At 58.7% G+C, this 26,436-nt stretch carries 21 protein-coding genes and 6 pseudogenes; 10 read left to right on the top strand and 17 right to left on the bottom strand.

Features of this window, described 5'->3' with window-relative positions; translation table 11 throughout:
• Positions 1 to 18 precede the first annotated feature (18 nt).
• From H8B02_RS48955 to H8B02_RS14840, 16 genes and pseudogenes are all read right to left on the bottom strand, one after another.
• On the bottom strand, positions 19 to 306 hold the full coding sequence (locus H8B02_RS48955) for a hypothetical protein (RefSeq protein ID WP_376711662.1): 288 nt from the start codon (positions 304 to 306) through the stop codon (positions 19 to 21).
• A gap of 355 nt (positions 307 to 661) precedes the next feature.
• Entirely contained in the window at positions 662 to 895 is a 234-nt protein-coding gene (locus tag H8B02_RS49360) for a hypothetical protein (protein ID WP_476727254.1), read from the bottom strand.
• Positions 810 to 1,499, bottom strand: a complete 690-nt coding sequence (locus tag H8B02_RS48950; RefSeq protein ID WP_376711661.1) for a TolC family protein — start codon at positions 1,497 to 1,499, stop codon at positions 810 to 812. The genes H8B02_RS49360 and H8B02_RS48950 overlap by 86 nt, the downstream gene beginning before the upstream one ends.
• Before the next feature lie 233 nt (positions 1,500 to 1,732).
• A complete protein-coding gene (locus tag H8B02_RS14895; protein WP_229166926.1) occupies positions 1,733 to 2,080 on the bottom strand; it encodes a TetR/AcrR family transcriptional regulator C-terminal domain-containing protein in 348 nt (115 codons plus the stop codon).
• A complete protein-coding gene (locus H8B02_RS14890) occupies positions 2,064 to 2,372 on the bottom strand; it encodes a helix-turn-helix domain-containing protein (RefSeq protein ID WP_229166925.1) in 309 nt (102 codons plus the stop codon). The genes H8B02_RS14895 and H8B02_RS14890 overlap by 17 nt, the downstream gene beginning before the upstream one ends.
• A 498-nt stretch (positions 2,373 to 2,870) precedes the next feature.
• Positions 2,871 to 4,694 carry a nif-specific transcriptional activator NifA gene (nifA, locus tag H8B02_RS14885; protein WP_229166924.1) on the bottom strand — a complete coding sequence of 608 codons (1,824 nt, stop codon included), beginning with the start codon at positions 4,692 to 4,694 and terminating at the stop codon, positions 2,871 to 2,873.
• Between the two features lie 183 nt (positions 4,695 to 4,877).
• Positions 4,878 to 5,713, bottom strand: a pseudogene (locus H8B02_RS14880) (SDR family NAD(P)-dependent oxidoreductase).
• A 501-nt stretch (positions 5,714 to 6,214) separates the two neighbouring features.
• Positions 6,215 to 6,559 carry a nodulation protein NodZ gene (locus H8B02_RS48520; RefSeq protein WP_312000922.1) on the bottom strand — a complete coding sequence of 115 codons (345 nt, stop codon included), beginning with the start codon at positions 6,557 to 6,559 and terminating at the stop codon, positions 6,215 to 6,217.
• Positions 6,463 to 6,959, bottom strand: a pseudogene (locus tag H8B02_RS48515) (nodulation protein NodZ). The gene H8B02_RS48520 and the pseudogene H8B02_RS48515 overlap by 97 nt, the downstream one beginning before the upstream one ends.
• A gap of 325 nt (positions 6,960 to 7,284) precedes the next feature.
• On the bottom strand, positions 7,285 to 8,076 hold the full coding sequence (locus H8B02_RS14870; RefSeq protein ID WP_229166923.1) for a nodulation factor ABC transporter permease subunit NodJ: 792 nt from the start codon (positions 8,074 to 8,076) through the stop codon (positions 7,285 to 7,287).
• Positions 8,077 to 8,079: 3 nt separating this feature from the next.
• Positions 8,080 to 8,994: a nodulation factor ABC transporter ATP-binding protein NodI gene (gene nodI, locus H8B02_RS14865; RefSeq protein WP_512699908.1), complete on the bottom strand. Its 915-nt coding sequence runs from the start codon at positions 8,992 to 8,994 to the stop codon at positions 8,080 to 8,082.
• 7 nt (positions 8,995 to 9,001) lie between these two features.
• A complete protein-coding gene (nodU, locus tag H8B02_RS14860) occupies positions 9,002 to 10,711 on the bottom strand; it encodes a nodulation protein NodU (RefSeq protein WP_229166921.1) in 1,710 nt (569 codons plus the stop codon).
• A gap of 13 nt (positions 10,712 to 10,724) precedes the next feature.
• Positions 10,725 to 11,354 (bottom strand): nodulation methyltransferase NodS, encoded by a 630-nt coding sequence (nodS, locus tag H8B02_RS14855; protein ID WP_229166920.1) that lies wholly within the window; start codon positions 11,352 to 11,354, stop codon positions 10,725 to 10,727.
• Between the two features lie 12 nt (positions 11,355 to 11,366).
• Positions 11,367 to 12,743 (bottom strand): chitooligosaccharide synthase NodC, encoded by a 1,377-nt coding sequence (nodC, locus tag H8B02_RS14850; RefSeq protein ID WP_229166919.1) that lies wholly within the window; start codon positions 12,741 to 12,743, stop codon positions 11,367 to 11,369.
• Between the two features lie 16 nt (positions 12,744 to 12,759).
• Entirely contained in the window at positions 12,760 to 13,419 is a 660-nt protein-coding gene (gene nodB / locus H8B02_RS14845) for a chitooligosaccharide deacetylase NodB (RefSeq protein WP_229166918.1), read from the bottom strand.
• Positions 13,416 to 14,039 (bottom strand): NodA family N-acyltransferase, encoded by a 624-nt coding sequence (locus H8B02_RS14840; protein ID WP_229166917.1) that lies wholly within the window; start codon positions 14,037 to 14,039, stop codon positions 13,416 to 13,418. Before H8B02_RS14840 ends, nodB begins: the two co-directional genes overlap by 4 nt.
• A gap of 752 nt (positions 14,040 to 14,791) precedes the next feature.
• Here H8B02_RS14840 and H8B02_RS14835 point away from each other — a divergent pair.
• From H8B02_RS14835 to H8B02_RS14800, 8 genes and pseudogenes are all read left to right on the top strand, one after another.
• A pseudogene (locus H8B02_RS14835) lies at positions 14,792 to 15,014 on the top strand (LysR family transcriptional regulator); the annotation flags it as partial.
• A 205-nt stretch (positions 15,015 to 15,219) separates the two neighbouring features.
• A pseudogene (gene nodD2, locus H8B02_RS14830) lies at positions 15,220 to 16,210 on the top strand (transcriptional regulator NodD2).
• Between the two features lie 600 nt (positions 16,211 to 16,810).
• Complete coding sequence (locus H8B02_RS14825) at positions 16,811 to 17,020, top strand: hypothetical protein (RefSeq protein ID WP_229166916.1); 210 nt, start codon at positions 16,811 to 16,813, stop codon at positions 17,018 to 17,020.
• A gap of 122 nt (positions 17,021 to 17,142) precedes the next feature.
• A complete protein-coding gene (locus H8B02_RS14820; protein WP_229166936.1) occupies positions 17,143 to 17,856 on the top strand; it encodes a MerR family transcriptional regulator in 714 nt (237 codons plus the stop codon).
• A 353-nt stretch (positions 17,857 to 18,209) separates the two neighbouring features.
• Entirely contained in the window at positions 18,210 to 19,322 is a 1,113-nt protein-coding gene (locus tag H8B02_RS14815) for a branched-chain amino acid ABC transporter substrate-binding protein (RefSeq protein ID WP_229166915.1), read from the top strand.
• A gap of 950 nt (positions 19,323 to 20,272) precedes the next feature.
• Positions 20,273 to 20,530 (top strand): annotated as a pseudogene (locus tag H8B02_RS14810) (transposase); the annotation flags it as partial.
• Positions 20,531 to 20,699: 169 nt separating this feature from the next.
• Complete coding sequence (locus tag H8B02_RS14805) at positions 20,700 to 21,728, top strand: LLM class flavin-dependent oxidoreductase (protein ID WP_229166914.1); 1,029 nt, start codon at positions 20,700 to 20,702, stop codon at positions 21,726 to 21,728.
• Between the two features lie 1,114 nt (positions 21,729 to 22,842).
• Positions 22,843 to 23,217 (top strand): NolY, encoded by a 375-nt coding sequence (locus H8B02_RS14800; protein ID WP_229166913.1) that lies wholly within the window; start codon positions 22,843 to 22,845, stop codon positions 23,215 to 23,217.
• Between the two features lie 827 nt (positions 23,218 to 24,044).
• On the opposite strand, the pseudogene H8B02_RS14795 reads toward H8B02_RS14800, so the two are convergent.
• Positions 24,045 to 24,369 (bottom strand): annotated as a pseudogene (locus H8B02_RS14795) (IS256 family transposase); the annotation flags it as partial.
• A gap of 414 nt (positions 24,370 to 24,783) precedes the next feature.
• Between H8B02_RS14795 and H8B02_RS14790 the strand changes: the two are divergent.
• Positions 24,784 to 25,020 (top strand): hypothetical protein, encoded by a 237-nt coding sequence (locus H8B02_RS14790; protein ID WP_229166912.1) that lies wholly within the window; start codon positions 24,784 to 24,786, stop codon positions 25,018 to 25,020.
• Between the two features lie 652 nt (positions 25,021 to 25,672).
• Entirely contained in the window at positions 25,673 to 26,398 is a 726-nt protein-coding gene (locus tag H8B02_RS14785; RefSeq protein ID WP_229166935.1) for an outer membrane protein, read from the top strand.
• The last annotated feature ends 38 nt before the right edge of the window (positions 26,399 to 26,436 follow it).

Below are 26,436 nucleotides of genomic sequence, written 5' to 3'. Positions count from 1 at the left end.
CGGCTCTTGCTGCTAAGCTTACTGGTCGACCACGGAAGGCGCCGCCTCGGCGAGCGGAACGTGGGAATTGTCGATCTTGACCGAGCTGCCGTTGCGGAGCTTGATCCGGCCTGCGATCACGACGCTCTCGCGGGGCTTGATGCCGTCGGTCACCGCAATGCGGTCGCCCTTCGCGGGCCTCGCCTTGACGAATGTCTGCCGCGCCGCGCCCTGCCCGTTGTGTAGATTGTCGACGACGTAGACGAGGTCGCCTGAGTCCGCGACGTTCTGGAACGCGGAAAGCACCGCGCTCTCATAGGCCGCCATGTCCTGCTCAAGAGCGCCACGTCCGCTTCCTTGGTGTGGTAGAGCGCACCGCCGTCGATCAGCTTCTGGGTGACGGTGGAGGTCGCGTTCCAGGCGATGGTTCCGGGCGAGAACAGCTTGCCGGTCTCGCTCGCGCCCTACTGCCGGACAGCGTGATCTGCGGCAACAGATTAGCCACACCCACGCCGACGGTTGCCGTGGCCTGGTGCCGCGTCGCCTCTGGCTGGCGGATGTCCGGACGCTGCCGGACGAGCTCCGAAGGCAAGGACACCGGCAGCCGTCCAGGCAGGCGCAAGCTCGGCGAGCGTGACATGCTCGCCGTGATCCTGGCTCGGCAGCCGCCCGAGATAGGCCATCAACTAATTGCGTTGCTGCGCCAATGCTTCTGCAGCGGAGGCAGCGTCGCCTTGGCCTGCGCCAGGGTCGACTCCTGCGCCAGCACGTCGGACTTGGCGACGGCGCCAATCTCGAACCGATGCTGGATGCGCGCGAGCTGATCCGACTCAGGTTGGACGATCTCCTCGGTCGCGAAGATCTGGTCGCGCAGCCAAGCATCGGTGATTGCGGCCGTGTTGACGTTGGCGGTCAGCGCCAGGTAGCTCGCCTCGAGTTTTGAACGTCTGATAGTCGGCCTGCGCCTCGAGCGCCTCGAGCTGCCGGCGCGTGCCACCCCAGAGATCGAGGGCGTAGGAGACGCTGACCGACGTATTGAAGAGCTTGTAGAGCGGCCCTTGCTCGCGTGCCGCCGATCCGGTGCCGGTCACCTGCGGAGACAAGGCGCCCTGCTCGGCGAACACGGTCTCGCGGGCGGCACGTAGCGCGAATTCGGCGGATTCGACGTCGGGATGCCTGCGAACAGCTTCCTCGACGAACAAGGTGAGCTTTCGCGAACTAAGGGCCGTCCACCAGGTGCCCGAGACGTCGTTTCCCGGCGCGAACGATTGCGAATTGCCGCCCGGCGTGCCGGTGCTCGCTGTCGCGGCAAGAGCGAGCCTCGAAGGATGTACGGCCACTCCGCCTGTTTGCAAAACGCCAGTCTTTTTTGAAGCCAAATATAGAACTGTACGGTTCGGTACCGATATTTGGACACGAGATGTTCTGTCAACTAACGAAACTAAGTAGTTCAGTTTCTGAATGTTGTGAAAAAAGCGGCCCAATCGCGGGAATAGAGAATTTGGCGGATAGTCCTGCACGCGGCCCATCCTTCGAGACGTCCGCTTTGGCAGGCTCCTTGAGGATGAGGTCTCGGTGCGTGGAGAAATCTCGATACTCCTCATGGTGAGGAGCGCCGCCCTGCGGGGGGTCTCCGGACGATGCCTTGCATCGCCGGGCGAACCATGAGGCCGAGCACGTGCACCACGTGCGGTCGTTCTGCCGCTGATGGCCGTCTCGAACCTACGTGCGAAGGCGAAGCCGGCGCGATTTGCTATGGGCCGGCGTCGTTGCGGCAGGCCGCCAGGAAAAACGGTACGCTCTCGGCCACGTCCGTGCGGATGTGCGCTCGCAGCGCTTTTGGATCTTCGCCGAACACCGCCCGCATCAGCAGCGGCGCAATCACGAGGTCGAGGAAGAACTGGGCCGTCTTGGTCAGGCGCTCTGGAGCGAAGGCGGCAGAGGCCATGCCGTGCTTCGAGCGCGTGACGTCCTTCAGGACGCCGGCCGCGTGATGCATGCCGCGTTCGCGGATCATGCGCCCGACCTTCGCTAGATCGGGAAAGCGGCGCGCCTCAGCGACCGCCAGACGCCTGAAGTCGGCACTATCGGCGGTCAGCACATGCTTGAGTATCTCGGTCCCGAGAACCGTCAGTCGTTCTTCGAGCGTCCCGCCCGGCGCGCCCCGCTTTCGTACCTTCCTGCACTTTTGCCATGTTGCGCAGGGCGATCGCAGCAAACAACGCTTCATCGGTCGGGAAACGGGTATAGATCGCTGCCTTGCTGGCACGAGCACGACGCGCGATCTCCTCGGCGCTGACGCCGGCGAGTCCACGAGCCAGGAACAACTCGCGCGCTGCGGTCAGGATCCGCACGTCCACTTCGGCAGCCAGGTCCTTCGGCGGTCGCCCCATGCGGACCGTCTTCTGCGACGCCTCTACCTTATGTCGCTTCTCCATTCATCCACCATGGTTTGTCCGCTCAATCAGGCCTTCTGGGGGAGAGAGTGGACGCCATGATTTAGCGACGAACTGGCAGGAAGGAAATGAAACCGCCCGTTTCCGATCCGTCGATTTCGCATGTTGCGCGCCCACTAGATTCAGCGCTTCGAGCGGTGAACTTGCTCAATGTCGCGGCCGTCTCGTTGCCGCAGGTCGGCGACACGGCGGCATCGGTCAGGTGCGGCACAACGCAATGGTATCGACCTGTAGCGCGCCGGCGGGGTTCACCACCGCGTCGCTTAGTCCACCTCTCACCGAACCAAGTGAACTCGCGTTGCCACGGCGGCCCCGCAGGCGGGCGGGTCCTCTCCCTTGAGCTGCCGCCGAGGGGCGGACCGTCCCCTTCAGATTTCGCTGGGATTGGACGCGCCCTGAAACCGCCGAACATTGTCCTCTCATAGGTCCGTGGGTTCAGAACCGCTTGATCTCGATTGCGTACTTCCTCAGCGCGTACCCAATCTGGCGCGGCGTTAATCCGAGCAAGCGCGCTGCTTTTGCCTGCACCCAACCAGATTTTTCCATGGCCGCAATGACCCGCTCGCGATCGGCCATCTTCGAGCCACTTACGAGGACTGTACCGGGAGGCGCCAGTGAGCGCTGTTCACTGCCGACAGGCGGGACCGGCGCGGTCGCTTCAGATAGCGAAGTGATGGGCTTCGCGGGCACTGGCACGGTTGGTGCCGGCTGGACTGTCGCCTCCTCCGATGTAGTTTTCCACAGCATCGCGGAGAGGCACTGGCCGTGGCAACATGCAAAGTCATTTCTCACGATCGATGGCCCGGCCGACAGGGTCGCGGTGCGTTCGATGCAGTTTTCGAGCTCGCGGACATTACCCGGAAAGCCGCAGTTCATCAGCACATCGATCGCACTCGCCTCCAAAGTCAGCGTACGACCGTTCACGCTGTTGAAATTCCTGAGGAACTCGCCGGCAAGCAGCGGAATATCGCTGCGTCTTTCGCGGAGCGGTGGCAGCAGCAAGGGAACAACGCTGATGCGATAGTAAAGGTCTGCGCGAAACTCGCCTCTTGCCACAGCCTCTTCAAGGTTCTTGTTCGTCGCGCCTATGACTCGAACATCGACCTTTATCGTCTGGTTGCTGCCGACCCTCTCGAACTCCTGCTCTTGGAGGACTCGCAGCAACTTCGCTTGGAACGGGGCCGAGATCTCGCCGATCTCGTCAAGGAACAGCGTCCCCTTGTCGGCAAGCTCGAAGCGCCCCTTGCGCGAGCTGAAGGCGCCGGTAAAGGCACCTTTCTCATGACCGAACAATTCAGACTCCAGTACTGTCTCGGGCAGTGCCGCGCAATTCAACTTAATGAAGGGTCGCTTGGCGCGGAGAGACGATTCGTGAATGGCCTTGGCTACAAGTTCCTTTCCGGTACCGGATTCGCCGCGCAGCAGAACCGTGCTGTTCGATTTGGCTACGACCGCGATCTTCTCTAGCAACCCGCGCAGCGCTGGGCTGTCGCCAATGATCCCATGGACGGGTAGCTTCTTACGTTCCCGTTCAGGTTGCCTAAGCTCGAGCAATTTCTTTTGCAGCCGGTCCTTCTCCGCCATCAGCCGCTCGCGATCGCCGGCGAATAAGCGATGCAGCCTCACTGTCTGTCCCACCAGGTTGGCGATCATGGCGAGCAGCCGCGCATCATAATCGAGCCGGAGACTCGACCTTTTGTCACGGACACGGTCGACCGTCAGCGTACCCACGACTTTCGGATCTATGCGGATCGGAACTCCGATGAACGACACCGGCATATCATCCGAGGCACCGAGCACTTCCAGGTCAGCTGCGCTGAACGCCGGCTCCGCTGCCACGTTCTCGGCGACAAGAGGCCTGTCGGTCGCAACGATCTGGTCGATTGCCTTCCGCGGCAGGCGCATCCGGAAGCGGTCGTCGCTGCCTTCGCTCCAGCCGGCGCCCACGGTAATGTCCGGCAACCCGTCATCGTCGAACAGCGAGACGATCCCGTGTCGCATCTGCACAAACGATTGCAGAAGGCCCACGACGTTAGCCAGCGTGACCTCGAGCCGGCAGGGAGCGGTGAGTATTTTCGATATTTCGAAGATGCCGGTCAGCGCGCTCTCGCGCAGCGGCTCGCCCGAGAGCTCGCGCTCCGTCTCCGGCTGAGAGGCAGGTCTTTCGCGTGCGGAAGCGATATGCAGCATGAGGCGGTCTCCGTTATTTTGATCATCCTCCCTGGCACCTTGTTCGGGTTTACGAGCTTCGCTTTGCATGTCATGCTCGATCTAGCGCCATGAGTCGACGAGATCACGTAGAAGCGTAACACCTTTTCATGGCACGACGGTAACCTTACAGCGCCTTGATTTCATTTCTTCGAAATGGATGCGTGACGTCAGCGTAGAACACAAGCTCCAGCGCTGAAGCTCAAGGCAGCTGTGTTGCCCGGCTTGCTTGATTCACAGATGTTGCCCACCATTGATCGGCACCTCGGCCCCCGTGACATAGCTTGCGGCATCCGAACATAGGAAGAAGATGACCTTGGCCACTTCGTCGGGTGTCCCCACTCTGCGCAGCGGGATGTTTGGCACGAGACGCGCTTCTGTATCGGGCGACAACATGTCCGTCCTGATCTCGCCGGGCGCGATCGCGTTCACGCGAATGCCATGCGGCGCATAATCGTGGGCCATTTCACGTGTGAGACTCGCAAGCGCAGCTTTCGACGTCGCATAGGCGCTGCCGGCAAACGGATGCACCCGCGAACCAGCGATCGAAGTCACGTTGACAATCGATCCTGACGCGGCCCTTAGCGCGTCAAATAAACCCCGCGCCAACAGGATCGGGGCCACCAGATTCAAATGGAACACTCTCATCCAGGTTTCGGTTGACGTCGTCAGCGACGTCAGCCGGTCCCCATCGGGCGCCTTCGGCGAGATGCCGGCGTTGTTCACTAGCGCGTGCAAAGGTGCGCCCGCCAAGCGTTCCTTGACCTCCGTGATCAAGCACGCCAGCATCTGATGATTGCTGAGGTCGACTTGGATATGATCCTCGCGCCCGGACTCCCAGAGGCACCGCTCGCCGTCGAGCGTTGGCGCGCGCAAGAAATAATACGCCAACCTGCTTCCGAAAACAGCTGGGCGGTGGCATGACCAATTCCGCGCGATGCCCCGGTCAGCAATATCGCCTTCTGTTCTCCCCGATGGACGCGGGCTTTATCGGAGTGAAAGGGACAGCCCAAGTGTGTCTCCGGCGGTGGACGTCCGACCAGATCGTCATTTGGCAGATCGAGACCCACACCCACGTCCTCTCCTGTAGCGCCGATGGCGTATGCGTAGCAGAATTTGGACCACTACGATGCACGCAAAGGCGCTCCGGCTTTGCGTCCTAATGTCGCGCACGCCAAACGCTTGGCGGATTCGAGACACTGTGTGCGTGCTTTGCGACAGGGATGCCGCATCATCCACACGATGCCTGGAGCCCACTCGGCCTACTGCTAAGATCTAAGATCAGACACCAAGCCGCGCTCTCGTCATCGCGCAACCGAAGGAGCGAGCCGATGAACAGCGCCTCTCGTCGAGGCAACAATCGGTCAGGATGACGGAAACGCTCAGTAGCCGCGTTGACGCGACCTAAACCCGACGCACCGTCTCCGCACGTTAGGTTGGAGCGCCGCGGTTCGGGCAACCAATTGCCGCCCGGAAACATCGTGGCAGTACTGCTCAATGCAAAAAGCGGCCATCAAATCGATGAAGCGGGCTACGACTTTCATGAAGCCGCCAGCTCTTGTGAGGTTTCTTCAATCATGATCAATCGGCTCGCATCGTTCAAATCGAATTCTATGACGCGTGGCAAAGAGGCGCTCATAGCGCGTGAAAGCGCTCGTCGGAGGAAACGGGGCACAATGTCGCATTGCGCGGAGATACATCTCGATGAGCACGAAAAAGCCGCCCTCCGCCCCGAGCGCCGCACTGTGCAATGGCCCGGCCTGAGGCGCCTGGAATCGCTTCGGCATCGTGAAAACATCGGGAAATAGCTGACACCTTCTCAAGGACGAGCGCGCTGTCCATGCACAGGAAGCCCTAACAGGTGTTGCATGCGGTAAGGCCTTCGCCTTGTCGATGGCATTACGGACCTGTCGCAAGGCGCGCTCCGGATCGGCCCAGTAGGGCGCATGCCCCATAATATCCTCGCGCCTTTGCCGTGCCGAACACGAATGCCGATCACGGCATAGGGCTCAAAGTGCTCACGGAAGATGGCATCGATCCGCGCCTGAACTTCGGATCGCGGCTTGATGCTCCGAAAGATCTCTCGTTCAGACTCCTTAACTTAACGCCACATCCGGCAGGCATCGCATTTAACCGTATTATTTGCATCGCTATCTTGCTCGCTTTGGAATAGTCGATCGAGTTCATCGCGTACGCAGCATCCTCTTGCACCGGTTCGAAGAAGACCGGAAGGGCATTGGTGAACGGTTGATCGAGATAACATGACCCCGGCCAATCGATAACCAGGTTCCGTCCGGTCCGCTGCGCAAAACGCAATCGGCACTTGTGCTGCTGGCGAGCTGCGTCGGTAAAACTTCATAGCAGCGCTATCCGCGTAGTGGGTTCTCTCAAGGCTTTACCTCTTTTCTTCCATTCCGAATTGGTGCGTCGGTATACCCGATTTCAGCCGGATGCCCTTTTGCCCTACTCCACCTCGGATGGCCTGGCCTCCCGGACATAGAGGCATGGATGACCGTTCCGTGCCGAACGACCGAACCGGCGGCGTACACCTGGCTTGATTGCGTCCTTCTAAAGCTATTGCAGCTACTCCTGTGGCAGTTGACGCCGCGTTGACCCAGGGCACAGAGCATTGTGAATTTCGTCAACGCAGCAGTCGGCGCCGAAACAATGCCGTCGACACGAAGAAGGGCACTACCGCGTAGACGCAAAGCGCACCGACATGGAGGGCAGCGCCGCCGCTGGTCGCGTGCTCCAGCATCGCCGGGCGAATCAGGTCGACCGAATGCGCCAGTGGCAACAGGCCGGCGACGTGCTGAAATGAGCTCGGCAATTGGCTCATCGGAAAGACAGCACCACACAAAAACACCATGGGCGTCAGGATGAGCGTCTGGTAAAACACGAAATAGTCGTAGCTTGGCGCAAGAGATATGACGACCATTGCCAGACTTGCGAAGACAAGGCCGGTTAGGGCGACTGTCGGCATCGCATACAAAATGGACGGCCAGGACGCATAACCCAGCGTCGCAGCGACAATCCCGATTGCTGTTCCGGCCAGAACGGACTTACTGGCCGCCCACACCAATTCGCCCAGAACGACATCGCCAAGCGTGAGTTGTGTGGACAGGATTGCTTCCCAGGTGCGCTTGGCGTCCATCCGAGCAAAGGTTGCATACAGGGTTTCAAAGGTCGCGGACGTCATGGCGCTGATCGCGACCATGCCCGCTGCCAAAAACGCGATGTACGAGGTCCCCTCAACGCGGCCCACGATTAGTCCGAGGCCAAAGCCAAGGCCAAACAGGTTGGTTATGGGATCTGCGAGGTTGCCGAGAACCGATGCGAGTGCGACCTTCCTCCAAGCCAGGAAGTTTCGACGCCATACCGCGATCCAGTTGGACGCGTTAGTGGGCATCAGCGCGGCATAACTTTCACCCATCTTTCATTTCTCCATCTCGCGCCCAGTCAGCCGCAAAAACACGTCTTCGAGATTCGGCGGCCTCTGCAGAATGCGAAGGCCCGCTCGCCCGCGCAGTTGCACACGTACCTGCTCCGGATATTGCGCATAACAGAACAACGTCTCTCCACTCACTTCGATGTGCCGCGCGTAAGGCCTGACCAGCTCAGTGAGCTCATGTGGATCACCGCCATAGATCTCGATCACGTTGCATCCGATATGCTCGTCGATTAACGCGTCCGGCTTGCCTTCGGCGATCTTGCGTCCACTCTCGAGCACGCACAGCCGATCACACAGGCGTTCGGCCTCTTCCATGAAGTGAGTGGTCAAGAGGATCGTCTTGCCGCGCGAAAGCAGAACTCGCAGGCGTTCCCAAATCAAGTGGCGTGCGTGCGGATCAAGGCCAGTCGTGGGCTCGTCCATGACGAGCAGATGCGGGTCATTGATCAGGGCACGCGCAAGCGTCAACCGCCGTTTCATGCCGCCCGACAGCGCGGCGACGCGCACGTCCGCCTTGCTTTCGAGACGCGCAAACTCCAGCAACGAGGGTACGACCGCCTCGATCTTGCGAGCGCTCATGCCGAAGTAGCGGCCAAAAACCCGCAGGTTCTCTCGTACGGTGAACTCGAGTTCAAGGTTATCGAACTGCGGTACCACGCCAATGCGCACACGTGCTACACGAGCGCGTGCAGGCACAGGCTCATTGAGGACTGTAATCTTGCCTTCGTCGGGCGACATCATCCCGAGGAGCATACGCGCAATCGTGCTCTTGCCGGCGCCATTCGGCCCGAGCAGGCCGAAGCATTCTCCGCGCGCAACCGAGAACGACAGCTCATTGACGATGATCTTGTCGCCAAATGACTTGCTTACGCCGGCAAGGTCGATTGCTGCGGTGGACATGTTCATCTTAGGCCGACAGAAGTCGTTCAGCCGGCGTTGGCTTCCTTACGGCCGCTTTTGTCCAGAGCAAGCCCTCGCACCACACATGCTCAACACGTCCCCATTGGCAGGCCGCAGCAGCATCCGGGAAGAATCCACGTCCGTGGAGGTTGGCGCTCGTATTGCAGAGCAGCGGAATGCCCGTGAGTTGCTCAAATTGGACGAGGAGCTCGGCGATTTTGTGCGGAGAGTTGCGGGAGATTGTCTGCAACCGCGCAGAGCCGTCCAGATGGACGACAGCGGGGACCTTGTCGCGCCATTCCGCTCGAGTCTGGTGATCGAACAGCATGTAAGGATCTGGCGTACCTGGGCTGAAGATGTCTGGCGCGCGATCCTCAAGGCAAATCGGCGCCACCGGTCGGAAGTGCTCGCGACGCTTAATCTCGTTGAGATGATCCTTCATTGCCGGGGAGGTCGGGGCTGCAAGAATGCTTCTACCGCCCAACGCCCGCGGCCCAAGCTCGGCGCGCCCGGAAAGGAAGATTACCGGCTTGTTGTCGGCGAGAATGACCGCAAGTTCACGCAGACTGCACGGCGCCACCCCCCAGTCCGACGGAACCTCACCAGCGTGCAGGGCCGGACCACTGTAGACTGACCATTCCAATGGCCCGAACCCATTTTGCGTCGCCATCGCACTGCAAGCAGCGCCGATTGCCGAGCCGCTGTCATTCGGGAATGGCGGCACCCAGACATCATCGAACAATCCCGTCGAGCGAAGCGCACTGTTCCATTTGATATTGAGACCGCAACCACCGGCTACACATAGATTTCGCGCTCCCGGCAACGACGAGTGCCGCAGCAGAACCATCGCAATTTCTCTGACAAGAAGCCGTTCCAGGAACACATGAAACGACGCAAGGACGTCCTCCGCTCGCTTGGCCTTCAGGCGCAGTGCGCTTGCTTCGAAAAAGTCGTGCATAGCTGCAAGCGACGCTTCCTCATTGTTGATGTCCGCGCGGTAGCGACGAGCCTGCTCCGTGTCGGCCGCGAAGCGCTTTTCGTAGAGCTCCTGAAACACTGCCACGATGCTTTCGTCGACAGAGCCAAGCGCGATGTAAGCCATCAGCTTGCCGGCGATGCCTAAGTCCCAACTGGAGCGATTCGGCTGCCTGTAAGGCCCGAAGTGAAGGCCGGCGGCTGCATAGGCGTGACCGATCATCGGAAACAGGCATCCAATGAGCCGCGCCCCCCGAGGTTCAACATAGTAAAGACGTGGAAAGATGCAGCCGCCCCATACCAGACAGAACGCCGGTTTTCCGACACTGGCAAAGGGGCTGGTGCTATATGCTGACGCGACGTGGCCCGTGACGTGCGGGTAACTCTTATAGGGAAACACCTTGCCGCCGAGGATCAGGCCAAAGCCGTCGACGAAATCAAGAAGGCCCTCAGCATGGCGCTCGACATAGGGCGCCCCTTTCAGCGCGATCGGCACAGCCCCACTGAGAACCTGGAACTGCGACTCAATCTCCCCATCCCAGCCGTCAATGACGAACTGATCAATATCTCGCGGATGCAGGCCATGCTCCGCCAAGGCGAGCACGACTGCATCGAGATTGTCGACGGATTGATAGCATGGATTGTTGCCGCGCTTCTCTTGCTCGGTGCAAAACACAAGCCGCCCGTCCTCGACGACAGCAATTGCCCCGTCATGTGTTAACTTGATGCCGCAGATGCGCATACGCCCCCCTGGCCTAATGACCGACATTTGATTGTTCTGACGAGTGACTCGGCTTCCGGAACAGGACGAGCAAGCAGTCTTCGTTGACCGATTCGGTCTGGCAATGCAGACGCTCGACCTCTGATAGACTCTCGTTGAAGAGAGCAATCACCGTCTCAGCACCAGCAGCGTGACCCCAGCGTTGATACGTGGCATCACGCGCGGACCCGAAAACCAGAGCCCCATTTGGGGCAAGCATACTCACCAGGTTGCGGATAGCCGCGTGCATCTCGGCAATGTTCTTGAGGTAGTAAAGCACCTCGGCCACGACGATCAGATCGAACTGCTCGGCGGTTGAGAACCGTTTGATGTCACAGGTTATCCACGCGATATGTGACCACCTCTTGGTTCGTTGGCGCGCTCGCTCAATCGCCTGTGGCATGACATCGACCACGGTGATCCGTTGGCAATGGGGCGCCAGCATCTCGGTGAATGCGTCGGCAGCAAATCCGACTTCGAGAGCATGCGCAACATCCCCGTTGCAACGCGAGATCCGGAGCATTTGCGCGTAACGCTCCTGCTCGAACGAATTGCTGTCGGGGCGCCATGGATCGTCGACAGCCAACCCGCGTTCCAATAGCTGGTAGTTGTTGTCCGGTGTCACGAGGCATTTAGCCTATTTGTAGGCGCTCGATCGATCGCGACCGCAAACACTCTTCGTCGCGGCCACGCTCGATGGGCGGTCCAAAAGCCCCGGCTTAGGAATTGCGCCAGAACTCACCCCACTTGTTGCAGAGCTTATTCCGCTGGTCGCGAGCGGGATGACGGCCTTCTTTTCTTCTTCGGCTGTCGCGCTGATGACTTTGCGCGACAACCAATCGCTGTTGCTCAATGTACAAAGCGCATAGGCTTTCAACGGCAGCAAGAGAAAGATGTTGATGGGCGTTTGGAGCGAGAAGGCGAGAAACCGCATATCGCGAGCACGGAACGCTGCCACACTGCACCGGACCATCGTCATTGCTGCAATCGTCAGCACCGTCCACCAGGCCACCGACCCGCCGATGACGAACTGTGCGAGCCCAGCCAGTGATGACAAGGCGAGAAGCAGGGGGCCGAGATTTTGCCCGACAACGTCTAGCGTGAGATAACCATCGAGCCCTGGCAGGAGGCGCAACGCAAGAAACGTGTCCCGAAAGGTACTGCGGGCCCAGCGAAGTTGCTGCCGAAGATATGGCCCAAGGCTGTCAGGCACCACTGTTGCCGCGATTGCATCGGGGACATACTCGGTTCGAAACCCCGCCTTGAGCATGAGGATCGTTAGATGACGATCCTCACCGAAATCACTTGGCTTTCCACGGAAGAATTGCGTTTCGTATTGATCAAGCAGCAAGGCGAGCGCAGAGCGACGATACATGGCACATGGCCCACAGCAGCACATCACCGCACCGAAACGAGCCTGTGCCGCGCGCTCCTCGTTGCAAGCCAGCCAATATTCCATATCGATCAGCTTGGTCAGCCAGGTTTCGTTGCGATTGCTGGCTATCAACTGCCCCATGACCGCGCCGATGTCAGGGTTTTGCATCTTCAACACAAGCTTCGTGACTACGTCAGCGGCAAGTATCGTATCCGAGTCGACGTTGAGGACCAGATCGCCGGAAGAGCCACGTATCGCAGCAATCTGCGCCTTGCGCTTTCCGACGTTCTTGGCCAGCAAAATGATGCGAAACCTCGGATCGTTCGCATAGATTGTGTGTACCGGATCTACAAGGTCGCGTTTTGCGGATCCGTCATCGACCACGTGAACTTGCAGTTTTCCAGCGTAGTCCTGGTTTGCAATCGACGCGAGACATTCAGAGAGTGTGTTTGGGTCCTCGTTGAAACACGGCACGATGACATCTACGCTGGGCAGAGCCACCTCGGCTTGTCCGAAATCGCCCCGCAGCGGTAAGGGATTGGCCGGCTGAGCGTAAAGCGCTTGCGCGCACTTGTAGACGGTCGAGAGCAGCGCATAAGACGAAACGACGACAGCACTGGTTGTAGCGAGCAGGTCCATGAGGTGCCAGTTTTGTTCAATGAAGTTGAGGAAGCGGATGGATTTCGAACCCGCGCCGTTGGAGTGCGGGAATCAGATATGACAGCGCCCTCGTCGTCTGATCACGCGAAGTGGCATCCGTGCACGATCTCTCCTCGCCGGGGGGATATCCGTCGTGCAGGAGCACAATTGCCCCCGGGCGAACAGCCGCCAGCACTGAATTCACGATGCAATCAACCCCAGGGCGCGACCAATCTCTCGGATCGACCGACCAGTGCACAGCTGCCAGGCCAGCCTTGGCTGACGTAGCAAGCACGTCTTGTGTCCATATGCCGTAGGGTGCCCGCATGTGCCTGGGCAACGCCTGCGGGCATGCCAAACGGATCGCCCTGCTCGCCGTTAGCACCTCATCGTGTACCTCCGCTGGTTCGCATCTGGACAGATCCGGATGCGTCATCGTGTGGTTTGCAACCTCGTGCCCTTCGGCGATCATTCGTCGAATGAGTTCAGGTTGGTCGGCCGCGTACGTGCCGATAACGAAGAACGTCGCGGGCACCCGATGATGCGTCAGCACATCAAGAACATCCGGCGTGCAGAATGGATTGGGCCCGTCATCGAAGGTCAAGTACACCGAGCGACCTCCGCTGACGTCACCGTAGTCGCGCCGCACCGCAGATAAGGGAATGAGTTCGTTCACAGCTCGGGCCCGTTCCGATCGATAATCGTCCCGGCTGGCCACTCGCCTATTGGGCGTCCAAGCGGGAACACCACCACGAGCTCGTCTTCGATACGGATCGGCGACAAATTAGGGTAGACATCTGGCTGGGTGGAGCGGACCCGAACGCCAGACATGAGGGTCGCCAACCCCTGCCTTCCGACCAGTCTGGTAAGATGTTTCTCAAGGGCGGGCCGGACCGCACCAAAACCGAACGGCATCCCAAGCTCCTGCAGCGCAGGGTACATCACGCGCATTGAGTGGCTGATTCCAAGCCCCTCGAGATCCGGACGCACGGCATAGAGTCCCAGTTCGGCCACGAGAAGATCGATACCACCAATCTTGATCAAGCGGCGTAGTGGACCGATCAGAGCAGCGACACCGCGCGCGTCGTCACCGATTATGCGGACTTCAGGCCTTGCACCGGGCCAACTTCGATTATCTTCGAATGGCTGTGCATTGAGCGCGCCGGTCGGCCCGTAGCTCTTACGGAAGAAGTCGGCAAGGTCGGCATGATCGGCGAGCTGCAGCTCGTTTTCCCAGCGAAGGCTCCACTGGACTTGAGTGCGCGCGGAGGGCCCTTCCGCAGACGCAATGTTCATGGCGGACTTCCCTGCGCAAGTGGGGGTGAGAGCGGAGATGGTCACGTAAGCAACTCGCTATTTGCCGAACCGGTGATCAATCTGAAATGCGCTGGCATGCGGCATCCGCGCTCGGCTTTCCTCGCAGACCGCGCGAGAGCAGACCGACTCGGAATGGATTCCCAAGCGCCTATCTGCACCATGGAGAGGCTCCGCCTCGTCCAAGATCACGATCGGCGCTGCCGCATCGGAGGGCTCGCCATCGATGCGTGAGAGCTCATCAAGGGCGCACCCGACTGGCACCGATCAACTTCGGTGCTATGCATCTTCGACACGCCTTGAGTTGCGATGGACAGGCTCGCCTTTTGGCGAGCCGCCGAATATTTAGCATCCGCAATCTGAGCACGCCGCTTGGCCGCGACAGTAAGGTGAGGCCGAGCACACCCTCAAGTGTACGCGGGTAAACCGGCAATATGAAAAGGGATGGAACAGACATACGAAGGTTTATCGGGACCTGCCTAGCGTCGCATCGCGTGCTCGTCGCATCGAGAGGACGCGACGCAACTGGCGTGGGGCAGCGATACCCACATCCCACACCGTTTCGGCAGATCCTCGCACGTTCAGGAGTTTTTATCGGAGCCCGCGTAGGACCAGCAGCCATCGTCGTATGCCCAATTCATTTTCCAAACTGATGTTTGCTATCCAACATTCCACAATTTGGTAAAATCGATTGTTTCTATAGAACCCATCCACACAATGGATAGACTCACAGCATGCGGTTCAGGGGACCTGATCTAGTCCTTCTCGTTGCGCTCGATGCTCTGATGACGGAACGCAACCTCACAGCGACGGCGCGAAAATTGACCTGAGCCAGCCCGCCATGAGCGCCGCGGTCGCGCGGCTGCGCAGTTGCTTTCGCGATGAATTGTTTACGATGACAGTCGCGAGCTCGTCCCGACGCCCGGCGCGGAGGCGCTTGCAGGCCCAGTTCGCGAGACCCCGCCAATTAAATTAAACGCTTGAATCTGACACTGCGTCAGGTTGGAGTTTTGCCTCCAGCCTAACGCTGGGCTGGCGGACGTCGATGGGCGCATCGAGCGAACTCATGGCTACGGCGCGATAGTCACTTTGGCTGGTCTGCCAATGGCCCTGGACCGTTGCCACTCATTGTGCGAACTGTAAAGACGATCGCGTCGGATAAATAAGACATGCGTTTCTAGGGCATGGACTCTATCTCGTCGCCCTCGATGCTTCTAATGACTGAGCGCAGCCTTACCGCAGCAGCACGCAAGATTAACCTCAGTCAGCCGGCCATGAGCACAGCCGTTGTCCGGCTGCGCTCCTATTTCCGTGATGAGCTGTTTGCAATGAGAGGCCGGGAACTTGTCCCGACCTCACGCACGGAGGGACTGGCGCCCCCGTTCGCGAGGCTCTGATGCACATCCAACTCTCCATTATCGCCCGAGACGCGTTCGACCCCGCGCAATCGACTCGGCGATTCAGGATCGGCCTTTCCGGCTCCAAAGCGGTCGTATTCTTCCGACATGTCGTAGAGCGTGTCGCGCGCGACGCACCCGCCGTCAGCTTCGAACTGGTGACGCTCGCCGATGAGCACGATGAGCTAGTCCGGCGCGGCGAGGTTAATTTTGTTATCCTCCCGGAACTATTCATGTCCAGCGTGCACCCGCGTACAGCCTTGTTCGAGGAGAGGCTTGTGTGTAGGCTGCGGTACGAACGATCAGCTACGGCGACGGCTTACATCGATATATGTCAATGGGCCACGTCGCGGTTAAGGTCGGAGTTGCGCGCAACCCTCCCATCGAGGAGTGCTTTTGCCCGATCGCGGCCTCAACCGACGCACCGACGTTCTCGTGCAGAGCTACGGCATGATCCCGCCGATGCGGGTGGGCACGAGACGCATCGGGGCCATACCATTAAGGCTCGTTAAGCATTTCGAAAGGACGGTGCCCCTCCGGATTGCCGAGCTTGCGCAGCCGTTCCCCACCTTTATCGAAGCGGTCCTATGGCCCGTCCTTCACAACAGCGATCCGGAAAGCATCTGGGTGCGAGAGATATTATTGCAGGAGGCGCCCCGCATGACATCTGCGCCAGACGAGCGCTCCATGATCTGCGCTTCGGAACAAGCGGATACTGAAGGACGCTTGGCGAGAGCTACCTCCCGGCTGTCGTAAGACTCTTGCAAAATGGGCGAAGCTTGCATCCGGCTACATGTCTCGACAGCCGCAATTCCACTTCCCCTGAAACTCATTCTTTGCTCATGAGCGTCCCGCAGTTTCACTGCCCGGCGGCCATCATGAGGCTGTCGCGAGACTCGCACATTGATATCCCCGACGTGCGGGCGGCGGCTCAAGCCGCCTGTTTTTTTGATGGCCGCGCATCAGAGACGAAGCACCACATGCTCAACGCCTCGCTCAAGCCACGCCCTCACGTTCCGAGGCTGCCTTGCGTAGCAGCCTCATAACTAAGATGAGCTCGAAGCTGCTAGCCGTCCACTCTCAAAACCAGTAGGTGCTCCTAATGCGCGCAGCCGATGCGCTTCGCCGGGCGCGACATGACGCACAGCCGGCACGCCGATAGATTACGCAGATGACCGGAATCGCTCGTGAAATTTGCAAAACACCGCGCAACTGTGTTGCCTTGTCGCATCACCTTAAAGCGATCCGCGTCTTCATCGCTCTGCGCCGCCGGTCTGACTTCTTTTGGCCCTACGGCGGCCAAACGTCTTGACGACGTGCGCCGCCTTGACGCAATGGCAAACAAGGAGCCGAACGTTGAAACAGTACAGCGGCGTGTTCGATCCGGAAGAACTCTCGATCTTGGGAAACCTCTTTGATGGTGCAATCACAGCGTTACCGCCATCGATGCGAACGCCTGAAAATCGAACGGCGGTCGCCAAACTCATCTTGGAACGTACAGAGATCGGCGCGTCCGGGCTGGCAAGCCTGATGAACTTGTTGACCACCATCTCCCCACAGGGTTGATCGCCAGCCATTCTAAGGATAGTCACCATCTCTTACGCTGGAATGGAAGACGATCCGGCTAGAGCTTTGAAATAGCTTGAATCATACGTGACGTCAGGTTGTAGGCTTTGAAATTGAACAACATGAGCAGAGCTACACCACGAAGGCGTCGATGGCGCATTGGCGAACTTGCAGAGGCGACCGGAGTAACGGTGCGCGCGCTGCATCATTATGAACACACGGGGCTCTTAGCCGCGTCAGAACGTACAGACGGCGGTCACCGGATGTACGATCGTGAAAGCGTTCAACGGGTTCATCAGATTCGAGCGCTACGTGAGCTTGGCTTTTCCCTTTTAGAGATCGGCAAAGCGATGGAGGGCAAGACTTCACTGATTGACCTACTGCGCAAACATTTGGAGCGGATAGAACTTCAAGTCGCTCGAACAACCCTGTTGCGAGATCGCTTACGCGACATGACGACAGATCGTGAAAGCCAGGTAAGTGTAGATGAGCTGCCCGCCACCTTGGATGCCATGTCTCGGGTCGAGACGCGCCGTCGGACGTCCCGATGCACATGCAAGTTGGCTGCAGAGCGCGAGGAGCGGTGGCGGCGGATCCGCGACGAACTGCGCGATTGTATGGATAGAGGCGAACACCCCTGCGGTGAGCGAGCAAAGGCTGTCGCGGTTGCGGCGCGGATGCTGATCAGCGAAATCGCCGGAGCTGATTCGCGCGTTTCGACGATCCTGAAGGTCCTTGCGCGCTTAAGTGCCCCCCGCAGTCTGGCTGGTTGGGATCCCAGTCTCATGCAGTATCTCGATCTCGCCCTTGCCGGGTTGGAGGATCAGCCGTACTGATGGCCTGAAGCAGGGACGCGCGCAGGATTGTCCGTCGGTCTTGGTCATCTAGAGGAGAACCGATAACGCCTCGGGACACTGGCTCTGATGCGCGGCGGCTGAGTGTGCGGCTCAACCGGACCGATCTTTCCGCCTGGCCTCGTCGATCCTCCCGTCGACGCCATGGTCAGATGTTTCCTCAAAAAGGGGCTTGAACCGCACGTAACGTCAAATTGTAGGCTCTACCGTGGCAGCGGTGCGGCCGAGCTGACGCGCATGAGCTTCGCTTGGCAGCAACAACCGCATCGATATCGGGAAGTAAGTCGGGCCGCGGCCTCTAGCGGTTCACTTCAGGTGAGCATTGGAGCTCTACAATGTTGGATAGGCGTTACGCTTTAGCTGCAAGTGCAGCACTGCTCTTCTGCGCCCTCGCCTCGACTGCGCGCGCCTCCGACGTCAATATTGCCCTGGCCGGTCCCTTGAGCGGAAGCAGCGCTCCGTTTGTCGCGCAAATGCGCGATGGAGCGGCTACCGCCGTCGAGACCTTGAACGCGTCGGGCCTACTTCCCGATACAAAGCTGATATTGACTGTCGTTGACGACGCCTACGATCCCAAGCACGCCGTCGCAGTTGCGAATAAGCTCACAACAGAGCGCGTGCGGCTGGTCGTTGGCAATTTTTGTTCTTCTTCGTCCATCCCGGCCTCCGACGTCTACGACGAAGCCGGCATCATTCAAATATCACCTGGTTCGACAACCCCTCAGCTGACAGAACGAGGCCTTGAGACGGTGTTTCGGATCTGCGGCCGCGACGACCAACAGGGTCTCGTTGCAGCTGAGTACATTCACGGAAACCACCATAACGAGGCGATCGCAGTGCTTGATGACAAGAGCACGGCGGGTAAGGGCATTGCTGATGTGGTTGCAGGACAGCTTCAGAGATCCGGTGAGAACGTCATTCGACAAAGCTATGTGGCCGGCGAAAAGGACTATGCGGCGCTGGTCTCAAGGATGAAGAAGGAGGCGGTGCGGGTCGCCTATATCGGCGGATATCATACTGAAATTGGACTGATCGTACGCCAGACACAAGTGGCAGGTGCCGGCCTCATCATCATGGCGAACGATCCGCTCATGACCTCTGAATTTTGGGCCATTACCAGCAGTGCCGGAAATGGCACGTTGTTCGCCTTCATGCCCGACCCCGCCAAGAATGCCAACACGGCCGGCATTGCGGGCAGACTCAACGCCGCCAACGTGTCCGCCGAAGGCTACATGCTTTACGCCTATGCAGCCGTCCAAGCATGGGCAGAGGCGGTGAAGCGGGCCGGCTCTTTCGACGCTCCGCGAGTCGCCGACGCACTTCGTTCGCGGCCGATCGATGCAGTGATCGGCCCGGTCTTGTTCGATTCCAAGGGAGACAACGCGGCTCCTGGTTTTCTCGTTTACCGCTGGCGCGACAGGCATGTCGAAGCCGTCGAGGAGAACTGATCGGGGCGACGCGTCGCTTGCCGCAATTCAACCGGTGACACAGATGATGAGACACCCTCACGATCTTGGTGCAGCGATACTCGCGTGCACTCTAATACTCACGGCTTTCGGAGCCTTTTTTGTGTTCGCTGTAGCGCTCGCAGAGCTGTCTGATGTCGATCCGCTCGGTAATGAGTTACGTCCGATGATAGATAAATAGTACCCGTGCCACCCTCAGTGTTGCTACTCGACCTTGCCAAGCCTGATTTGATCAGCTCGATGGTTGCCCGCTTTGGTTCACCGGCTCTTCCTCAAGTAAGCTCGCCATGCAGTCTGCAGCGGGCTCGGCGATGTCACCGAAGTGCTGGCGGTTCTTTCCCACAACGTAGCCATGAAACTCAATTTACAGCGACAATCTACCCCATCAAGAACGCATGCTGATAAATGCAGTTGCGTGCTGCAACTTATGGTCGGTCCCGCACCGTGCAAAACACCGCGAACTGCACACGACAAAACGACCAATCGGCGCTCCAGCCGAACCGCTCTCCACGCGGCTTGCGTCAACCTTGTCATCAATGAGAACCCGCTGCCCGCCGACTTAATGGGAGGTTTGTTGCTGCGATCACACAGCAACGCCGATGTACAGGGGACGCCTCTGCCTTGGGCGGAGCCGCCACCAAGCCGGCCGCAGCGACGTGCAAATCGGGGCGATTCGCACGATCCAGAACATTTTCAACGTCAATGTGGTGAGCCATGCCATCGGCGTCCGCATCTTTGCGCGCAGTTTTGCCTTCTAGGACAACCTTCGGCCTGTCAGGCTTGAAAGGCCGGAAGTTGCAGCAGACTTCGCTGAGCTCGATCCTTCTGGACCACCTTCCGACCCAGCGTTCGCGCCGGCGCGCGGCAGATGACCTCTCATTGGGCATTTCCTCCAGCTGGAGTGCAAGTCCAGCCCCAAGAAGGGCGGACAGATGAGGCGATCAAGATTCACGGAGGAGCAAATTATCGCGATATTGAAGGAGCACGAGGCTGGCGCGAAAGCAGCCGACCTAGCTCGCAGGCACAGGACATCCGAAGCAGCGATCTACAATTGGAAAGCCACATTTGACGGCATGGACATTTCTGCGGCCAAGCAATTGAAGGCCCTGGAAGAGGAGAACGCGAAGCTAAAGATGCTTCTGGTCGAGCACATGCTCGGTGTGGCGGCGCTTCGCGAACTCCTGCCAAAGTAGTGGTCGGGACCTCCATCCGTAGATCCTCATGACCCAATCACATCGTGCAGCTCAGGGCACCGCACCCTGACGAGAAGATCAAAAGCGGTCAAACAGCGAGCCAGCCGCCTTTGAGCACGGCGGCATTGACAACCAGGACTCCAGTTCCACAAGCGGAGATGATCAAGTGAAAAGTGGCCTTCCTTCAAGACTAACGTGCGGCATTTTCGACCATTTGGACGACGACGGCCGCGATGTCGCACGACAATACGAAGATCGTCTCAAGCTGGCGGAGGTGTGCGATTCTCTGGGCTTTTACGCGTATCACCTGGCCGAGCACCATTGCACACCACATGGTAGAGGACCGTCGCCGAACCTGTTTTTATCAAGCGTCGCGCAGCGCACCCGGAGACTGCGCGTTGGTCCGCTAGTCCTGTTGCTCAACCTCTATCATCCTTTGCGCGCATTCGAAGAGATCTGCATGCTTGACCAATTGAGCGGCGGCAGGCTCGAGCTCGGTATCGGACGCGGTTCGCTGCCGACCGAATGGGGCTATTTCGGCATCAGCGCGGACGCGGCGCCAGAGCGTTATGAGGAGGCCAGCGAAATCCTAAATGCCGCGCTAAAGGGGCATATGCTATCCTACCACGGCCGATTCTTTGAGCTGAGCGAGATACCTTTGACCATGAGGCCTCATCAGCATCCATATCCCCCCACCTGGATCACGAGCAATCGGGCCGAGTCGGCGGAGTGGGCCGCTGCAAATGGCGCAAATCTGGCCTGCCTAGGCCGCTCCTCTGCTGTCCGAAACATTATGAATGCGTTCCGCGCCCATCGAGCGCGCATTACAACCGCGGACGATCGGGAGCCGTTTCTTGGTTTGCTCCGCATGATCGTGATTGCGCAGTCTGACCGAGACGCCCATGTAGCAGCGGAAACCGCTTATCAGCGATGGCTCGAAAGCTTTAGATTCGTTTACGAGCTGAACGCCATTCCGACACCACCTACCCTGCCGCTGACCTTCGATGCAGCGCTCGAGAGCGAATTATGCGTCGTCGGAACGCCAGCTTCCGTCCGACGGCTCCTTCTTAACCAGATGGAGGAAGCAGGTGCCAACTATCTACTTTGCCAGCTTGCATTCGGGAACCTTCCGCTGGAAGCTTCTCTATACACCGCAACTGCAATCAGATCCGAAATCATCGCTAGCTTTGGCTGATAGTGAATATCCGATGTTAGCGCCTCAGAGGAGCTGCGCATCACGACCTCCATCTATGATCGGTCGTCCGGCCGAACGTGCGTATTCAGGGCCTCCTGCCTTATTCAGCGGGAGGACCACAGACCGATGAGGATTGGATCACCATCATGGCGGCCTCTTGGCCGATGTCGTCGGCGGTGATGTGAACTGATTTGGAGACCGGCGGCATGACGCGCGAGCTCTATTCACTTGCGGTTGGCATCGTGCGTCACCGAGAACGGGTCGTCCACGGTCGCACGCCCTATCCGCGAGTTGGATGCGTCCCATCAAAACTTTCGATTTTACCGGCTTCAACCAAATATCCCATAGTCAGTCGCCGATTTCCGGAAAGCACACTCCGCGAACCACGTGTGACAATGAACCCTTTTTGCTTTGAGCATCGTTGCAGGGCAACTCGAGCCCCCCGTATCCGCATCCCAAATGACACTCCTCCATCCTGCAAATCGCAGCACGTGCCGCCTATAATTGGATGCAGAATCTCAACGCCTCACGCGCAATCTACCGCTTGGTCGCCGACCTATTTGTCATCCTGCTAAAGGCGTCCCAGGAGATTGGCTCTCACGTACTCTTATAGGATGGGATCCATGCGTGCGCCGGCTAGAATTCGGACAGGTAAACTGCGCGCAAAGCCAAGGCAAACCGGACTTGTCGCCCTGAACAGCCTGCCCGCGCCATCAAGCTGGGGCTGTGACGGCCTGCAGGCGATACAAGGCTGTCAGCTATCTGACAACTCCATTGCAAGACACATTTTCTCCGGCCACGAGGTACTGCTGTCGACTTGCGTGACCAGACCGGCTGCGCCGTATCACCGCGCGCTCCCCTATGTCATCGCAGCCGGGGATTTTCACTGCGCTTGCGCGCTCAGTGCTGCTCGGCGCCGGCCGTCCTCATCTGCTGCCTGCAAGCTTGCACCGTGGTCATCTCATTCTATGCGCCGCTCTCGACTGACCGTACGCTTGCACAGCTTTCTGCAGCCGCAATTTGTTCTAGCCACGCGCCTGCAGCCCCTCGAACGGAACAAACGAGGCACCTCTTTACTCAGCCTACCCTGCTTTTGATTACTCTGGAGAAACCCGTGAAACTTGACCCTTGCAATTCACATATACAGGACCTGACCCACCGCATCGACCTGCAGCTGGACATCGTTGCCGCCCTCGTCAGCGAAAAAGGCAACGAGCTCGAAGCGATCCGACTGCTTAATGCACTCACAAACGAAATGATAAATGCGGAGCTAGCGCTCAGTCAGCGCGGAGATGCGAGGACCAGTGGCCGCACTGGCGACGGGAAAACAGTGCGAATGTCCCAAGACCGCGGTGTCTATCATCCAGAAGACCTTCAGGTTTTAGGACGCCTTTTCGATCAAGCAGTGGCGGCCCTACCTGAGGCTCTGCGCACTCCTGCCAACCAGATGAAGATCGCCACGCTAATTCTGTCGCGTGCAGCGGAGTAAGATTCTATTTCGAGTTATCCGTCGGTTGACGGCGCGCTCAGAACCCATTCATAGCTGGGGCAATGGCGTGCTGCGGTTTAACATACCCAGCACCGCAACAAGCCTCAGATTGGATTTGCTTATCGTCTCGCGGAGCGCGTCGCCCCCACCCGACCTTGTCCGTCTGCGGCCGTCAATACGTCGGATTCGAACGGATGCTGTCGCACTAGGCGATCTTGCATGGGCGAGGACACGATTGCACCTCGATCTCAGCTAGGCTTTTCCCGTATCAGGTACTTCATAGCTGTAATATTTTATATGCCGCAGCCAACCGCACGGGCGATGGCGAATGAACGCAACGCATGTGCCGAAGTACAGGCAAGGCCTTCTCGTCGTCCGGTCTAGTGTTTGACGTTGGGCTCAATGGTTCGGCGCTCGTGTTCCGGCGGCATTGACCCTTACCCCACGAACTACACTCCATGGCTTCTTGCAGGACGACACGAACCAGATCATCACAATTGCCTTGCACCTCGTCACCGCTTCTCTACTGCATCCCACTAGAAGCAAACGTCACACCACGGGGTCATGCGCACGGGTCGAACAACGGGACGACGGTCACGCCGCCGACATATGTCAGAAAGCAAACAAACACTGTCCTGATTGCGTCACGCACTTAGAATATGACATCGTACAAAACGGACAGTACTTGGGTTCGACCGCTTCTTAGCTCGAGGTTGCGAATGTGGTGAACGACTTTCCTCAGGTACGACTGTAGCGTCGATTAGTCCGGACCGGGGATGTCCCGATCGGTGTTGAACTACGTCGGGCCGACGTTGCCGGAATGAATGTTACGCGGCCCTCGTGACGTGGGCAACGGGCTTGATCGTCATGCGATCGTGGTGAGCTTGAAGGGTCGCACGCAGAACCGACAATTGCTTATGCGTCTTCAATCGCCGGAAGCCGTTGTTGGCCTCGATCATGCCGGCCGCGACCCATTCGTAAGGCCATATCGGCATCCCGCCAGCGTTTGACGTTGCGCGTGACGCGGCGAATGGTGCCCATCACGCTCTCGGCGATGTTGGTACAGGCGAGCGATCGACGAAGCTCCTTCGGCAGCTTCAACCGGACGACAGTCTGGATTTCGTCGAGGCCTTCGAGGATGCTGGCCGCTACGCCTCTCGTCATGGCGTTGCTCTCCTTTGTGGAATCAGCACCCCGAGCCTACCGGCTCAAGGTGGGCAACGCCGACCTCTTCAGAAATTCAACAGAACCCGAGACATCCCCTCCGGACCGATCTTCCGATTTCTTGGAAGAGCCACCGCCGACAGCAGGCAAATGGGGGCAATCGGCAGAGCAACGCATGCTCGCCTTCAAATGATTTCAAAATCATTGGAATTGAGGTGGGCCACCCCATTCGGTCATCCGCGCTTCAACAAGCATCTATATAAATTCCATTTCAGCGCCGAGATCAGCTCGACACGCGAGCGCGCCTGAGGATCCGATCTCTTGCCTGCTGGATAGATCACAGGCGCTCGCTGCTTTGAACAAGTTACTTCTTTGTGTTCAGGATATCGATTGGAGTTTGAGATGGATCAAATTTCATCCGAGCAAGTGCAGACGCCGGAGGTTCTCGTAGCCGCATTTGATAAGGCGTGGCGCTTTGTCGAGAAGGATCCGCTCCTGGCGCACAATCACAAGACAGTGCTTCATACTCGCTTGCGAGCTTCCCTGCAGTGCTCGATAAGGAACGGCGAACGGAATGCCTTGCATCTGGCGAACGAGGCGATACGCAACTTGCGCGCAGAACTGGCGCCCTCGACTTAAACAGTAAAGTTGCTCACACTCCACTGCAGGAACGTTCGGCTGCGTTACGACCGCATGTGAGCAACCTCGATATATCGCGGTCGAACTCTTCCTTTACAACTATTCTGCTGCGCTGCACCGCGTCTCGACTGACGTTGCCGATGCAAAGCTCCTGACGCTACGAGACCAGCCAGCTAGATCCACGATCGTAGACGGTGGCGGGACAGCCGGCGGCAAGACGAGTTGGTCGTTCAGGGGCAGCACTCCCTAGATTTGGCGAAAATCGCTGAACAGCGATCGTGCGCTGGCAAGCCGTGCACGGCTTGCGCTTCGGAGTTGGGTGACGTGAGAATTAAGCACGTCAGACGGCTCGGTCGCATCGTAGGCCGTCATCAGCGGGTCGCTTTCTGGAAGGAGACGCTGGGGCGATCCATGGCTTTCAGTTCATTCAGTATTGCTTGGTCCGGAATTTCCTTCGCTCACTGCATGTGCCTCCCAGATCAGAGCATCTTGGTCGGGCTATGCATTGCGATGGTTGCACGCTCCACATCTGACGCAGCGTTCGATTCAACTCATTTCTTTTGAAACAATGTGGTGCTGCATTTACAGCAATTCGCGATGATCTTGTTAAGACGCATCGCGCCGGGGGGCATCGAAAGGAAGGATACTCGAAATAAAGAATTTGCTGATTCTGACCGCAAGCATCTGCGCACTCACTGCGGCCGCTCCGGCATCTGGCGCGGACTTCGCCGCACAGCCCGTCAACATCAAGGCTCCCCCGCCGCAGATCGTAGCTACAATCAACGACTGGACCGGTTACTACATCGGTATCAATGGTGGCTGGAGATCCAGCCACAATTGGCGGGATTTCAATGGCATCACTTCCGAGGGCTGCCATAATTCGACTGGGGGCACCGTCGGCGGCCAGATCGGCTATCGTTGGCAGATCTTCAACACGATCTACGGCATTGAAGGTCAGGGCAACTGGGCCGACTTCAGCGGCTCCAATGTCAGCACCGCCTTCCCGGCAGGCATCATTGGCACCAAGACAGGTGCGTTCGGCTTGCTGACCGGCCATGTCGGCTACGCGTTCAATGCCGTGCTGCTCTACGCCAAGGGCGGTGCTGCGGTGACCAGCAACACCTATCACATCAACTCAGTGGCTACTGGGACTGAAATTGCCAGAACCAACGATGTGCGTTGGGGTGGCGGGCTCGGCGCCGGTATCGAAGTCAGCCTCACGCCGAGCTGGTCAGCTGGTGTCGAGTATGACCATTTGTTCATGCAGGGCAGCAACGTAACCTTCCCAACAGCCGTTGGCGGTGATCGCGTCCACCAGGATGTCGATCTCATCACGGCACGGGTCAATTACAAATTCGGCCCGGCGCTTGGTAGATAGTGACCTCCACGCGCTGCTACGGTCATGTATGGAACGGC

Source organism: Bradyrhizobium altum, assembly GCF_020889705.1.
In the GTDB taxonomy this organism is placed as follows: Bacteria; Pseudomonadota; Alphaproteobacteria; order Rhizobiales; family Xanthobacteraceae; genus Bradyrhizobium; species Bradyrhizobium altum.
This window is presented reverse-complemented; position numbering and strand designations above follow the sequence as displayed.